This is a genomic window from Sphingomonas sp. PP-CE-3G-477, assembly GCF_003050745.1.
GTDB lineage: Bacteria > Pseudomonadota > Alphaproteobacteria > Sphingomonadales > Sphingomonadaceae > Sphingomonas.
The window spans coordinates 536,473-550,760 of the sequence record NZ_QAOF01000001.1 but is presented as its reverse complement, the minus strand read 5'-3'; the positions used below and the strand labels follow the sequence as shown (position 1 = coordinate 550,760).

At 67.3% G+C, this 14,288-nt stretch carries 16 protein-coding genes; 11 read left to right on the top strand and 5 right to left on the bottom strand.

Annotation, left to right across the window (positions count from 1 at the left end):
- The first annotated feature begins 6 nt into the window (after nt 1–6).
- From C8J45_RS02535 to C8J45_RS02495, 9 genes are all read left to right on the top strand, one after another.
- Entirely contained in the window at nt 7–1,140 is a 1,134-nt protein-coding gene (locus C8J45_RS02535; RefSeq protein WP_181321068.1) for a phosphotransferase family protein, read from the top strand.
- A complete protein-coding gene (locus C8J45_RS02530) occupies nt 1,137–2,138 on the top strand; it encodes a T3SS effector HopA1 family protein (protein ID WP_107961734.1) in 1,002 nt (333 codons plus the stop codon). The genes C8J45_RS02535 and C8J45_RS02530 overlap by 4 nt, the downstream gene beginning before the upstream one ends.
- Nucleotides 2,139–2,140: 2 nt before the next feature.
- Nucleotides 2,141–3,469 (top strand): lanthionine synthetase LanC family protein, encoded by a 1,329-nt coding sequence (locus C8J45_RS02525; RefSeq protein ID WP_107961733.1) that lies wholly within the window; start codon nt 2,141–2,143, stop codon nt 3,467–3,469.
- 130 nt (nt 3,470–3,599) lie between these two features.
- A complete protein-coding gene (locus tag C8J45_RS02520; RefSeq protein ID WP_107962206.1) occupies nt 3,600–4,217 on the top strand; it encodes a PepSY-associated TM helix domain-containing protein in 618 nt (205 codons plus the stop codon).
- 11 nt (nt 4,218–4,228) lie between these two features.
- Nucleotides 4,229–4,723, top strand: a complete 495-nt coding sequence (locus tag C8J45_RS02515; RefSeq protein WP_107961732.1) for a DUF2271 domain-containing protein — start codon at nt 4,229–4,231, stop codon at nt 4,721–4,723.
- Nucleotides 4,724–4,733: 10 nt separating this feature from the next.
- The gene (locus tag C8J45_RS02510) at nt 4,734–5,573 is read left to right on the top strand and encodes a DUF4198 domain-containing protein (protein WP_107961731.1); all 840 of its coding nucleotides are present in this window, start codon (nt 4,734–4,736) and stop codon (nt 5,571–5,573) included.
- Between the two features lie 67 nt (nt 5,574–5,640).
- Nucleotides 5,641–6,612, top strand: coding sequence for an FAD:protein FMN transferase (locus tag C8J45_RS02505; RefSeq protein WP_258191231.1), 972 nt, complete (start codon nt 5,641–5,643; stop codon nt 6,610–6,612).
- A gap of 166 nt (nt 6,613–6,778) precedes the next feature.
- Entirely contained in the window at nt 6,779–7,540 is a 762-nt protein-coding gene (locus C8J45_RS02500) for an NUDIX domain-containing protein (protein WP_107961730.1), read from the top strand.
- A gap of 1 nt (nt 7,541) precedes the next feature.
- Nucleotides 7,542–8,270, top strand: coding sequence for an extensin family protein (locus tag C8J45_RS02495; RefSeq protein ID WP_107961729.1), 729 nt, complete (start codon nt 7,542–7,544; stop codon nt 8,268–8,270).
- Between the two features lie 51 nt (nt 8,271–8,321).
- Here the strand turns inward: C8J45_RS02495 and C8J45_RS02490 are convergent, their stop codons facing one another.
- The 4 genes from C8J45_RS02490 to C8J45_RS02475 form a co-directional block, all read right to left on the bottom strand.
- Nucleotides 8,322–8,876, bottom strand: a complete 555-nt coding sequence (locus C8J45_RS02490; RefSeq protein WP_056065323.1) for a hypothetical protein — start codon at nt 8,874–8,876, stop codon at nt 8,322–8,324.
- 236 nt (nt 8,877–9,112) lie between these two features.
- Complete coding sequence (locus C8J45_RS02485) at nt 9,113–9,412, bottom strand: hypothetical protein (protein WP_056051272.1); 300 nt, start codon at nt 9,410–9,412, stop codon at nt 9,113–9,115.
- Nucleotides 9,413–9,492: 80 nt separating this feature from the next.
- Complete coding sequence (locus C8J45_RS02480) at nt 9,493–10,272, bottom strand: transglutaminase family protein (RefSeq protein ID WP_056491021.1); 780 nt, start codon at nt 10,270–10,272, stop codon at nt 9,493–9,495.
- Between the two features lie 88 nt (nt 10,273–10,360).
- Nucleotides 10,361–11,110, bottom strand: a complete 750-nt coding sequence (locus C8J45_RS02475) for a Bax inhibitor-1/YccA family protein (RefSeq protein ID WP_107961728.1) — start codon at nt 11,108–11,110, stop codon at nt 10,361–10,363.
- A gap of 122 nt (nt 11,111–11,232) precedes the next feature.
- Between C8J45_RS02475 and thpR the strand changes: the two genes are divergently transcribed.
- Nucleotides 11,233–11,790, top strand: coding sequence for an RNA 2',3'-cyclic phosphodiesterase (gene thpR / locus C8J45_RS02470; protein ID WP_107961727.1), 558 nt, complete (start codon nt 11,233–11,235; stop codon nt 11,788–11,790).
- Between the two features lie 44 nt (nt 11,791–11,834).
- Nucleotides 11,835–12,371 carry a superoxide dismutase family protein gene (locus C8J45_RS02465; RefSeq protein ID WP_107961726.1) on the top strand — a complete coding sequence of 179 codons (537 nt, stop codon included), beginning with the start codon at nt 11,835–11,837 and terminating at the stop codon, nt 12,369–12,371.
- Nucleotides 12,372–12,623: 252 nt separating this feature from the next.
- On the opposite strand, the gene C8J45_RS02460 is transcribed toward C8J45_RS02465, so the two are convergent.
- Nucleotides 12,624–14,192 (bottom strand): MFS transporter, encoded by a 1,569-nt coding sequence (locus C8J45_RS02460; RefSeq protein ID WP_107961725.1) that lies wholly within the window; start codon nt 14,190–14,192, stop codon nt 12,624–12,626.
- Nucleotides 14,193–14,288 lie beyond the last annotated feature (96 nt).

Genomic DNA, 14,288 nt, shown 5'->3' with positions numbered 1-14,288 from the left:
GGCCGCATGGACCCGATCGTCACCCGCAATCTCGTACGGTATCTGACCGGCAAGGGCCTGATCGACCGCGCCGGGATCGTCGATGGCGGCATGGTCCTGACCATGAGCCGCAGCCGCAACCGGTTCGTGATGCTCAAGCAGCGGAACGGCCCAGCCTATTTCATCAAGCAGGCGATCGAGAGCGAACCCGGCACGCGCGAGACGATCGCGCGCGAGGCGGAAGTCTATCGCGGCGCGTTCGGCGACGAGCGCCTGCGCCCGTTGCGCGATCTGCTGCCACGCTTCCGACTCTACGATGCCGAGCAGGGCATCCTCATCAACGATCTCATCCCGAACAGCGAGACGCTGACCGCCGTGCACAAGAAGCTCGGGACGTGTCCGGTCGATCTCGCCGCACGGCTGGGGACGGCATTATCCACCTATCACGCGATCCGTTTCGTCGAAGGCGCGCCGCAAGCCGCGCTGTTTCCGCAACAATCGCCCTGGATCCTGCGCCTTCACGGCGAAGCGGACCTGAGCAGCATGCGACGGAGCCCGGCCGCCTCTGCGCTGGTCGACATCCTGCTCGCGGCGCCAGGCGCGCGTGCGATGCTCGGCACGCTGCGCGACGGGTGGAAGCGCGATACGCTGATCCATACCGACATGCGCTGGGAGAATTGCCTGCTCGCCCCCAAGGGCGACGCGCTGGCCGACCGGCGTTTGTACGTCATCGACTGGGAGCTGGCCGATATCGGCGACGCAGCCTGGGACGTCGGCAGCATGCTCCAATCCTACCTCGCCTTCTGGATCGGCTCGATGCCCGCCGGAACGGACCCCGTCGCGCTGTTCGCGGGCGCCACCGTACCGCTCGCGACCGTCCAGCCTGCGATCGCAGCATTCTGGACCGCGTACATCACCGCCAGCACCGCTTATCACGACGACGCCACGGATTTCCTGAAGCGGTGCATCGGCATGATGGCCGCGCGGATGATGGTCACCGCGTTCGAACGCAGCGCGTGGAGCCAGGCGACCGATCCCACCGCGATCCTGCTCGCGCAGACCGCACTCAACATTCTCGCCGATCCCGACCGGGTGGCGGAGGAATTGCTCGGTATCGTCGATCCCGCACCAGATTCACGCCACCAGGCGATCGCGGCGTGACCGGCACGGCGATCGATCTCGGCGCGTTCGTCGCGGCGCTGCGGATCGGCGACGATGGCGCGATCCTGCTCGACGACAGTCCGGTGGGGCGTCTAAGCGGCCCCGCGACCGAAGACGCGCTGGCGACCGCGTTGATGCCCGTGGTGTACGAGCACGCCTATGCCCGCGTGTTCCCGCAGGACGGTGCCGCCGCCATCGCACCAGAGCCGGTCGACCTGACGGCGGAACTCGAACGCGCCAATGCCAGCCGATCGCGCGCCGAGCAGGGCTGGATCTTCAGCGGCAGCGACACCAACGGCAGCGTAATCGCCACGCGCCATGGCCGCACGCGCCGGTTCGCACCCGGCCAGTTCCTCGCCGTCGACGGTGTGATGCCGATGCGCAGGGGAAGTCCGCTGGCGGTGCAGATCCCGGGCGGCTCGACCACCGCGCAGGCCGGCTTCTACTACGCGTTCGGCGAAGCGTTTCGCGACGTGAACGATCTTGCGCCGATCGTCCGCTTCTACTGGAACGTGCGGATCGGCGGCGCGGTCGACCTGGTCGCCGGACTGACCACGCTGCTCAACCGCTACCGCATACCGTTCGATTTCAAGATCGTCGTCCGCAGCGCCGATTACGTCCGCCGCGACAATGCGGTCCTCTACGTGGCCCAGCACCTGTTCCCCGCGGTATCGACGATCCTCCTCGCGAGCTACCCCGCCTTCGCCGCGTATCTGGACGCGCCGGTGCCGCTGTTCGCGAGGCAATTGGCGCCGGGACTGGGCTTTGCCGAGGACCCGGGCAACCGCGAGAGCTTCGGCATGGCGCGCAGCCGACTGGTCGCGCAGGCGCTCGCCGCCTCGCGCACCGAAAGTAGGTTCGGGGCTCCCGTGTTCGCCGAAACGCTGACTCGCAAGATCGCGGAGGCAGGCCTGCGCGCCGACGCCTTGTGGCTCAACGCCGGTTCCGACGATCGGTACGACGTTCCTCCGGTCCTCTCGCAGCAGGCGATACATTGACCATGAACCCCCTCTATCTCGAAACCGCCTTCGATGTCGGCACCAAGCTCGCGCGCGACGCGGTGTGGCACGGCGCGCGGTGCAACTGGTTTGGTCCCGTGCACGAGGATTTCACCGGTACGCAGATGCTCGGCTGCGGCACGATGGGCCCGACCTTGTACGACGGTACGGCGGGGATCGGACTGTTCCTCGCACGCCTGCACCGGGCGACGGGCGATCCTCTCGCAGCGCGCACCGCGAGCGGGGGGATCGCGCATGCGCTGGACCGCGCCGCCGATATTCCCGACGCCCTGCACCGCGGGTTCTACACGGGCTTTCTCGGCATCGGCTACGCCGCGATGGAAGCCGGAGCCGCGCTCGATCGCGAGGATCTGCGCGCGCAAGGCCTGGCGATGGTCCACCGCGCCGTCGCGCTGTCCCCCGAGGGTCGCGTCGCGATCGACGTGATGTCCGGTAACGCAGGGACGATTCCCGTGCTGCTCGCGCTGGGTGCCGCGCACGCCGCGCCATCGCTGACCGAAGCCGCGATCGTCGCCGGGGAATGGTTGCTCGACGCATCGGAACCCAGCGACCGTGGCCTGTCCTGGAACGCGATGGGCGAGATGGCCGAACTGGTCGATCTCTCGAGCTTGGCCGACGATCTGGTGGCCGACTTCCGGGCGCAACGCCGCCCCAATTTGACCGGGTTGTCGCATGGTGCCGGCGGCGTCGGCTGGGCCTTGCTCGAACTTGCCGCCGTGTCCGGCGACGATCGGTTCGCCGCCGCGGGCCGCGCGGCGTTCGCCTATGAGGATAGCTGGTTCGACACCCCGAGCGATCAATGGCCCGATCTGCGCAGCCACGACGCGGGCAAGCCGCTCGGTGTCGCCCCCGCCGCATGGTGCCACGGTGCAGTCGGTATCGGCCTCGCCCGCATCCGCGCCTTCGAACTGACCAGTGACGCGACCATGCGGCCGGCGATCCAGTCCGCGTTGCGGATCACCGCGCGATCGGTGATCGGCCAGCTCGCCCGCACCAGCTGCAACTACTCGCTCTGCCACGGCGCGGCGGGTGATGCCGAGCTGTTCCTGAGCTGGGCCCAGGCCAGCGGCGATTCCGAGGCGCGAACGCTCGTCGATGAGATCGCCCGACACGGTATCGATACCTACGCCACACCCGCCCGCCCCTGGCCATCGGGAACGCCGGGCGCCAGCGAGTCGCCGAGCCTGATGCTGGGGCTGGCAGGCACGGGGCATTTCTACCTCCGCGCCTTCGATCCCACAGCGACGCCCTCCGTCCTGCTACTGACACCGCCTGCAACCCCGCGCATTCCGACGGCACTCGCAGCGTAAGATCAGCCGCATCACTTTTCTGCTAACTATTCTCAATAGCCTTGATCTGCGTTTCACGAGCCGATAGGCGGTGGCGGTGAACTCGCCCCAATCTCTCGCGTCTCAAGCGTCCGCAACGTCGGCGGCGGCCATCAAGCGCAAACGCAAATGGCGAAGCTGGTGGCTCAAGCAATTGCACAACTGGCACTGGATCAGCGCGGCGCTGTCGCTGACCGCGATGCTGCTGTTCGCGATCACCGGCATCACACTCAATCATGCGGCATCGATCGGTGCCAAGCCGGTGGTCGTCGAGAAAAGCGGCATGCTGCTCCCCTCGCTGCGTCGCATGCTGACCGCACCGCACACACCGGACACGCCTCTACCCGCACCCGTCGCGAAAAGCGTCGCGGCCACGGTCGGCCTCGATCCCGCGGGCAAGTCGGTCGAGTGGTCGGACACCGACGCCTATGTCGCGCTGCCACGCCCGGGGGGCGACGCCTGGGTCAGCATTGAGCGCGCGACCGGACGTATCACCGCGGAAACGACCGACCGCGGCTGGATCTCGTACCTGAACGACCTCCACAAGGGTCGCAACGCGGGCGAAGCCTGGGCGTGGTTCATCGACATCTTCGCCGGCGCCTGCATCCTGTTCACGCTGACCGGACTGCTCCTGTTGCAGCTCCATGCGCGCCATCGGCCGACGACCTGGCCGATCGTTGCCGCCGGGCTCGCCATTCCCGTCCTGCTTGCCATCCTGTTCGTCCATTGAGGGGTTCTGCCATGCGTCCTACCGCGTTGCTTTTGTTTGGCGGGGCGATCACCGCGCCCGCGCTGTCGTTGCCCGCCAGCGCCGCGCCCGCGGGCACTGTCACGATCACCATCCCCCGGCTGAGCGTCGCGGAATATCACAAGCCCTATGTCGCGGTCTGGCTGGAGCCGGTCGGTGGTGGAGCACCGCGCACGCTGGCGGTCTGGTACGATCTGAAGAAGCGCGGCAACGATCCCGGCACCAAATGGCTTGCCGACCTGCGCGCATGGTGGCGCAAGGGCGGCCGCAGCATGACGATGCCCGCCGACGGCGTCAGCGGCGCGACGCGTGCTCCGGGCCAGTACACCATCGCGCTGCCCACCGACGTCAAGCCCGGCCAGTATGTCCTGAACGTAGAGGCTGCGCGCGAGACCGGCGGCCGCGAACTCGTGTCCGTACCGCTTACCGCCGGAGCCCGCACCACGGGCAAGACCGAGCTCGGCGCCGTCGCCATCTCCGCCCGCTAAGGATCACAGCATGAAGCCTTTTGTTGCACGCCTGATGGCCGCCGCCGCGCTGTTGTCGATCCCCGCCGCGCTGTCTGCGCACCGCATGTGGCTGTTGCCGTCGGCCACGGTGTTCTCAGGGACCGATGGCTGGGTGACGGTCGACGCCGCGGTATCGAACGACCTGTTCTTCTTCGATCACCAGCCGCTCCGCCTCGACGGCATGAAGGTCTGGCAGCCCGACGGCAGCGAGGGCACGTTGCAGAACGGCGCGACCGGCCGCTATCGCTCGGTGTTCGACGTGAAGCTCGACAAACCCGGCACGTGGAAGATCGGCACGCAGATGTCCGCCGTCATGGGCAGCTTCAAGGTCGACGGCGTCGAGAAGCGTCTCGGCGGTCGTCGCGGTCCACCGCAGCCGAACGCGCCCGCCCCGCTGACCGTCGCCGACATCCCCGCCAACGCGACCGACGTGAAGGTCACCGAGGTTTCGGGCCGCAACGAGATCTTCGTGACCGCGGGCGCGCCGACCACCACCGTCTTCAAGACGACCGGCAAGGGCCTCGAGTTCGCGCCGATCACGCACCCCGACGAACTGGTCGCGGGCGAGACCGCCAAGTTCCGCTTCCTGGTCGACGGCAAGCCCGCGGCGGGGTTGAAGGTCACGGTGATCCCCGGCGGCAAGCGCTATCGCAACGACGAGGGCGCACGCGAGCTGACCACCGGCGCGGACGGCGTGCTGAGCGTCTCGTGGCCGACCGCGGGAATGTACTGGCTCAACGCGACGCTGACCGACGCCAAGGCAACCACCCCGCGCGCGACCGAGCGGCGGATGAGCTACGTCACGACGCTCGAAGTCCTCACGCCCTGAGGCGTCCGGGTGTGAGTTTGGCGGCATGAGTTTGGCGGCATGAGTTTGGCGGCATGAGTTTGGCGGCATGAGGATCGCGCTGCCACCGACGATCGACGCCGCGGCGTTCGGCGCGCGCGATCCGTCGGCGGTGGTGCTCGATCTGCACGGCGCGACCATGGGGACGTCGTGGAGCGTGCGCTTCGCGGCGCCCGCCGGCACCGATCCGTCGTCGATCCACGCCGCGATCGTCGCGCGGCTGGCTGGGCTCGTCGCGGAGATGAGCCACTGGGCACCGAACTCGCTCCTGTCCCGCTTCAACCGGTCGCCGAGCGGCACCTGGACGACGCTCCCACGCGACTTCGCACACGTCATGACGCGCGGCCTGGCGATCGCCGAGATAACCGGCGGCGCGTTCGATCCCGCGATCGGCAGGCTCGTCGATGCCTGGGGTTTCGGCCCCGTCCCCGTCGCCTGCCCCCCAAGCACGGCCGAAATCGAGAAAGCGCGCGCGACATCGGGCTGGTCCCGGCTCTCGTTCGCCCCCACGAGCGCGCACCTCCGCCAACCCGGCGGCACCGCGCTCGACCTGTCGGGGATCGCCAAGGGCCACGCGGTCGACGCCATCGCCGACCTCTTGCGCGACGCCGGCATCGCGAACGCACTGGTCGAGATCGGCGGCGAACTCGTCGGTCGCGGCATCCGGCCGGACGGCGACCCCTGGTGGGTCGACCTTGAAAGCCCGCCCGGCCTGACACTCCCCCCGCTCCGAATCGCGCTGCACGGCCAAGCGGTAGCGACCTCCGGCGACTACCGCCGCGGCGCCCACACCCTAGATCCACGCACCGGACGCCCGATCGATACCGGCGTCATCTCCGCCAGCGTCATCCACCAGACCGCCCTCAACGCCGACGCCTGGGCAACTGCCCTGACCGTCCTCGGCCCAAACGGCCTCGACCTCGCGCACAATCACGGCATCGCCGCCCGCCTCGTCACCGAAATCGACGGCACCGCCCGCGAATACCTGACTCCCGCACTCGCCGCGATGCTCGCAGACTGACGGCTAGAACTGAACGTCCCTGTTTCCCCGCGAAGGCGGGGACCCAGACTGGACTCCCGCCTTCGCGGGAGAACAAGCTTAATTGCGTCGGATTGCACCGTCCCACCTCCGAGTAACTCCACCCCACGACGCTACCCGATCCCGCCCTCGCGCGTTACCAAAGCCAATGACCGACGCGCTTCCCCCCGCCATCCCCGCCGCGACGCTCGTCATCTTCCGCGACACGCCAGCCGGCCCCCCGGAACTGCTGATGGTCGAGCGTGCCAAGGCGATGGCGTTCGCGGGCGGCGCCTTGGTATTCCCCGGCGGCCGCGTCGATCCCGGCGACCATGCGCTGGCGGCTCTGCTCGGCCACCCCGACGACGAAACCGCCGCGCGCATCGCCGCGATCCGCGAAACGATCGAGGAAGCCGGGCTGCCGATCGGCCTGTCGCCGATGCCCTCCATCCAGGCCTTCGAGCAGTTGCGCGCCGCCCTTCACGCCGGAACCGCGTTCGGTGAAGCATTGGCGGACGCAGACACGTCCCTCGATCTCGATGCGCTGGAATATTTCGCCCGCTGGCGACCAGCACACGCCCACGCGCGCATCTTCGACACGCGCTTCTATCTCGCCCGCCTGCCCGCCGATGCCCCCGCGGCGCGAGTCGACGAGACCGAAAACGTCCGTTTGTTCTGGGCCACCGCCGCGCACGTTCTCGCCGAGACCGATGCCGGACGCGCGACGATCATCTTCCCGACCCGCCGCAATCTCGAACGCCTCGCGCAATTCACCGATTTCGACGCCGCGGTCGCCAATGCCCGCGCGCATCCCATCCGCACCGTCACGCCGTGGACCGAGATACGCGACGGCGTCGAGCATCTCTGCATCCCCGACGACCTCGGTTATCCGATAACGTCGAAGCCGATGTCGGACGCGGTGCGCGGCTGACATGCGCGCGGTGCGAAGGACGATCGGGTGGCTAGTGGCGCTGGTCGTCATCGCGACGTTGGCGCTGATGCTGTGGGCTAGCCTGCGCGGCCGGCCGCAGGACGTGCCTTGGGCGCCGCTCGATCTCGGCCAGCCGATCGGCCTGTTCACGGGCCGCAAGCTCACCGCGCTGACCGAGGATTTTCCGCAATGCCGCGCGCTGCTCGACCGTGCCGGCGTCCGCTACACCGTCCTGCCGCCGCGCAAGGGCGACGGGCAATGCGGCTATGCCGATGGCGTGCGTCTGACCGGTGGCGCTCGAAAAATCGCCTTCGCACCTGCCGGGCTAGGCGTCGCCTGCCCCGTCGCGGCGGCACTGGCGATGTGGGAATGGAACATCGTCCAGCCTGCCGCCGAACGTCACTTCGGCGCACGCGTCGCGACGATCGATCATTTCGGCAGCTATAGTTGCCGCCGTATCGCTGGCAGCCATTCGAGCAACTGGAGCGAACACTCGACCGCCGACGCGGTCGACATCGCCGGTTTCCGCCTGACCGACGGCACCCGCATCACCGTCGCGCGAGACTGGAAAGGCGACGATCCCAAGGCCGCATTCCTCCGCGAAGTCCGCGACGGCGCGTGCCGGCTGTTCGCGACGACCTTATCCCCCGACTACAACGCCGCGCACGCCGATCACCTGCATCTCGACCAGGCAAACCGCGGCGCAACCGGCTGGCGCGCGTGCCGGTAGTTTGGCGAGAGAGGACCTATCCTCCCCCGCAAGGGGGAGGATCAGCAGGAGTCAGCTCGCCAAAGTCGTCCCCGAATCCACCTTCTCGACCCAGTATGGGAAGAACGCCGGCTGCCGGTTCGACCAGCCCGATGCTGTCGCCGCCGCCTCGCTGATCGACTGGAGCAGTTTGCGCCGCAGTTCCGGATGCAGATGCGGCAGCGCCGCCGCCGCGCAGAACGCCGATGGCAGCCACGGCCGGACTTCCGCCCCGATCAACCGCTCGTACAGGAACCGCAACGCCGAGAAACTCGTCAGCCGCCCCTGCCCCAGGTCGAACGCAACCAGCGTCATCAACGGCGCCAGGAACGGCTCGATCGCATCGAGACCACTATCGTCCGGCACCATCGCGCGCAGATCGGGGAGGTTGTTGTACAACCGCGCCTGTGCCCGGATGCTCGCCGCCTCGACCACGTCGCGCGACCAGCGCTGCATCGCGTCCTCGCGGTCCAGGCCCACGTCGAGCGAACGCCGGATATACCGCTGCGTCGAACTCGGAAAAGCCGCGAATTCCTTCATCTCGGCGAGGGTCATCGACCCCTGTGCCGGTTTCATTCTGGAAGCCATGTCGTCACCCCGCTCTCGTCAAGGAACCGGCAGACTATGCGCTCGGATGGTTAACAACGACCCTATCGCGCGTCATCTTTCCGTAACACCAAGCGACCATGAAAGCTGTTGCGCTGCAACAAGGCTGCGACGAACCGAACGAAACTAAGCGATTTGATCGTCTTGCGAGGCGTTTGGGCAACAAAAAGGCGCCGGTCGTTGCCGACCGACGCCCGTTCGTTGAGCAGATGTGAAGGTTACGCCTGCTTTTCGCGCAGCGCCCGCTCGGCATCCTCGTCATAACCCGACGACTTCGCCGGCTCGGTGCCCGACCCCGGCTGCGTCGCAGAAATCGGATCGCTGCCGTCCATCGACTCGTCGAGCCCGTTGTCGAGACGCGCGTCGGCGCTGTCGGGATTCTTCTGCAGGCGCTTGCCGATCGACTTGTCCTGGCCCGCTTCCTGGCGCGGATCGCGACCCGAACTCTTGCCCTCGGCATCCTTGTCGTCGGGCGCTACGGACAGGCTATCCAGCGCGCTCTTGTCTATGTCGGTCATTGCGACGTCCCTTTTTAATCTTGGCGATGACCAACGGTCGAACTGCCCTTTGTTTCCCCGCGAAGGGCCCCGGGAAGCGCTCAGTCGAGCGGCGTCACCTTGACCGTCTGCTCCCACAGATATGCCTGCCCGAAGACCGTCATGAACGCGATATCGGTCGCATCGCGCCCGACGCAAACCCGCGCGATATCGCTGCACGTCGCCATCTTCGTCGCATCGATCAGCCGCCAGTCGCCTGCCAGCCACAGCTCCGCGACCGCATGGAAGTCGGGCGGATCGACCCCCGGCGCATAGGCCGACACGCACCGCGCCGGGATCCCGCCCGCCCGCGCGAGCGACACCAGCAGATGCGAATAATCCCGACACACCCCCGAGCGCGACGCAAACGTATCGAGCGCGGTCGTCTCGCCGCTGCTCGATCCACAGCGATAGTCGAGCGACTGGTACACCCACTCGGTCAGCGCCGCCGCCAGCGGACCGCCTTCCAGCCCGCCGAACTCGCGCGCAACGAAGCCCTCGAAGCGGTCCGACGGACAATAGCGGCTCGGCATCAGATACGGCGTCAGTTCGCCATCGAGCATCCGCGGCGGCGTCGCCGGATACAGCTCGAGTTGCACCCGCTCGCGATTTACGGCGACGATGGCCTTATACTCGGCCGTGAACCGCCCATGTCCGCGCGACCAGCAACGCTGCCCGATCCCATCCTCGCCGCGCACCGCACGGATCGGACTGTCGGACCACAAGGTGAGGGACTCGGACTCGATCGTCTGGTCGGCCATCGCCGCCGCCTCGATCTGGAGGAGCACATCGGCATCCCCCGTGATCCCGTAATCCAGACGCACGTCGATCGAGAGCCGCATTGCGCGTCCCATTCCTGTCCCGAGGCCAAAAGAAAAGGGCCCGGCGGTGTCCCGCCGAGCCCTGCGTTCGTCACACCCTTAGCGGGAGTTAGTTGCGGCTGCTACCAAACAGACGCAGCACGAACATGAACATGTTGATGAAGTCGAGGTACAGGCTCAGCGCCGACATGATGACGACCTTGCCGACCATGTCCGTGCCAGCGACCTGCGCATACAGGCTCTTGGTACGCTGCGTGTCGTAGGCGGTGAGACCCGCGAACAGCAGCACGCCGACGCCGCTGATGACCAGCTGCATCACGCCCGACTGCAGAAACATGTTGATCAGGCTCGCGACCAGCAGACCGACGACACCGATGATCAGGAACGTCCCGAACGCCGACAGGTCGCGCTTGGTGGTGTAGCCGTACAGGCTGAGACCAGCGAAACCGGCTGCGGTGGCGAAGAACGCACCCGCGATCGACGTGCCGCTATAGACCAGGAAGATGGTCGACATCGACAGGCCCATCAAGACGGCAAAGCCCCAGAAGAGCATCTGCATCGTGCCGGTCGACATCTTGTTCTGGCCGTAGCTCATGCCGAACACGATCGCGAGCGGCGAGAACATGATGACGTACTTCAGGATGCCACCGCTCATGAACACCTGTGCAGCGGGCGACGCTGCGCCGCCCCATGCGAACAGCATCGCGACGATGCCCGTCAGCAGGACAGCCGAGCCCATGTAGTTATACACGGACAGCATGTATGACCGGAGACCAGCGTCATAGGCCTCGGTACGCTGGCCCGTGGCCGTCGTTCCGAACGGCGCGGCGCGGGGCCGGGGGTCAGACCAATTAGCCATGGTGAAATCAGCTCCTTTGTCCGGCATGGTGCCGGTTACATTGAATATCGTCTTTTACAGGACGCTTTTCAAGCAGAGTGGTTGCATCGGCATGGTGGTTCGCGGTTAACCTGCCGCAATCCATGATCCGCCTTTTCGTCGCCCTCCGCCCGCCGCCCGCTATCCGTCAGAGCTTGCTCGACATTATGGAGGGCGTGCCGTCCGCGCGCTGGCAGGACGAGGAACAGCTGCACGTGACGCTCCGCTTCATCGGCGAGGTCGAACGACCGGTCGCCGAGGACGTCGCCGTCGCTTTGAGCCAGATCGTCGCGCCAGCACCACGAGTGTCGCTCACCGGAGTCGGCCGCTTCGAGAAGCGCGGGCGTACCGATACGCTCTGGGCGAGCGTGACGCCGCATGAGGCGCTCGCCGCTCTCCACCGCAAGGTCGACCAGGCGTGCGTTCGCGCAGGTCTCACGCCCGAACACCGCGCCTATCTCCCGCACATCACGGTTGCGCGGCTGGCACGGTCCGCGGGTGTCGGGTTCGCGATCGAAGACTGGCTCGCGACGCATGCCGCACTGTCGAGCGCGCCCTTCCCGCTACCCCATCTCGTGCTGTACCAGAGCCATCTCGGCCGCGACGGCGCAACGTACGAACCAGTCGCGCGCTGGGCGCTCGATACCGGGGGTGGAACCTGAGCCACGGCGAAGGGTTCGCCAAGAGATCAACAGGGAGAGACACTATGCGGATTGCGACACTGGCACTGCTCGGCGCGGCGACGATCGGGCTGACCGCCTGCGAGAAGGGCGGCATGGATACCGGTACGCCGGTATCCGGCGGCCAGCGCGCCACCGCCACGCTCCAGACCGCGACCGGCACCGACGTCGGCCGCGCCACCGCCACCGAAGTCGCGGGCGGCCTCCGCTTCACGCTCGACGCCAAGGCGATGCCCCCTGGCACGCACGGCGCGCACATCCACATGGTCGGCCGCTGCGACGCCCCCGACTTCACGACCGCGGGCGGCCACTGGAACCCGACCGGCATGAAGCACGGCAGCATGAACCCGCAGGGTCCGCATGAAGGCGACCTGCCCAACCTGATCATCGGCACCGACGGCCGCGGCACGATCGGCATCACGATCCCCGGCGCGACGATGGCGGGTTTGATGGATACGGACGGCTCGGCATTCGTGGTGCATGCGGGTCCCGACGATCTGATGACCGACCCGGCCGGCAACAGCGGCGGGCGGATTGCCTGCGGTGTGTTCCAGGCGGGGTGAGTGCGTGGCCCCTCCTGCGCGTCGGGAGGGGCGCATTCGCCTCCACAACTTCCGTTCGTGCTGAGTAGAGACCGAGTAGTCGCCAAAGGCGGCGTATCGAGGGCTCGTATCGAAGCACATTTTTTCGCGCACCGACCTGCCCCCTCCCCGTTCGCCCTGAGCGAAGTCGAAGGGCATGCCCCAGGCGTATGTGGTTCGACTTCGCTCAGCACGAACGGAAATGGGTGACCGGGCTAGGTTCAACAGGAGCGCTTAAACCGCCTCCCCCGCCGCCCGCGCCCTGGCCTCCCGCGTAGCCTCGGCCCCCGGCGCAAGCCGGTACGCAGCAACCGCACACGCCAGCGTGATCGGCGTCACCACCAGCAATGACAGCATCCCGATCGATAGGCTCCCGGTCAGCGTCGACACCCGCCCCGCCATATATGGCCCAAGCGCCAGCCCGATCAGCGTCGTCCCGATGAAGAACGTCGCCGTCGCCGTCCCCCGCATCCGCGGCAAGACCATGTCCTGCGTGGTCGCCGCCGCCGCCCCCAGCGCGCACGACGCGGTCAACTGCGCAAGGAATATCCCCGCATAGAAAGCGACCGGCGACGACGCGGTGAAGGCGAGGATCAGGAACGGCACCGGCACCACCGCGCCGAAGATCACCACCCACAACCGCCCCGCCGGATTGCCTTGCCGCAACCGATCGGACACCACCCCGCCGATCGTCAGCCCGAGGAACCCCGCGGTCGCGCCGAGGCTGCCGATCATGAACCCCGCCGACGCCGGCGTCGCGCCAAGCTCGCGCAACGCATAGGGCGCCGCCCAAAAACTCGCCGCGTAGCTCAAAAATGCATTCAGCCCATACGCCACGACCGTGCACAGGAACGCCGGTGTGCCCACGATCAACGCGAAGGTCGGCGGATCACGCCGCTTCAGCGCCGACGCCCATGAGAACACCGCATACACCCCGATCCCGATCGCCACCCATTGCGGCCAGGGCTCGCCCGCCGCCACCAGCCCCGACACCGCCGCGACCACCAGCGCTAGCGCAACGAGGTTGTACCCGAGCGCCCGCGACCCACCCATCGCCGCGCCGATCAAGGTCAGCGGCGGCACGATCGTTACCAGTTCGGCCCCGAACGCGCGGAACGGCGCCGGATGCTTCTCCGGCTCGGGCAGACCCTCGACCAGCCCGCGGATCGGCTCCTTCAGCGTCGCGATCCATACCGCCAGCAACAGTCCCGGCACCCCGACCGCCATGAACGCCGCCTGCCAGCCGACCAGCCCGAGCGGTCCGCCGCCGGGATAGGCCTTGTTCCAGCCCTGCACGATCAGCCCGCCGATAAACAACGAACAGCCGCCACCGACGTACAATCCAGCGGAGTAGATCGACAAAGCCGTCGCGCGCAGCCGCTTCGGGAAATAATCGGAGATGATCGAATACGCCGACGGACTCGCGGTAGCCTCGCCGATCCCGACCCCGATCCGCGCCGCGGCAAGATGCCCGCCGGTCTTCGAAAAGCCCGACAGCGCAGTCATCACCGACCAGAGCGACAGCCCGATCGTCATCAGCCTGACGCGGTGCCAATTGTCCGCCAGCCGCCCCAGCGGAATACCGAACAGCGAATAGAACACGCCGAACGCAGTGCCGTACAGGAACCCGAGATCCTGATCCTTCAGCCCCAGGTCGCGCTTGATGTCCTCCGCCAGGATCGAGATGATCTGCCGGTCGACGAAATTTAGGACATAGACGAGAAACAGCACCGACAGCACGTACCAGGCGTAGCGGGTGGCACCTTTCTCCGGCTCGCCAGCTGTGGTTTCGGCGTTCGCCATTGACCCCTCCTCGATGTTTTCGAGCTACGGGTATCAGGACGTTCCGAATAGACGAAGCCCTTTCGGAGGGGTCGGGTACGGCAGAGCATCCTGCGA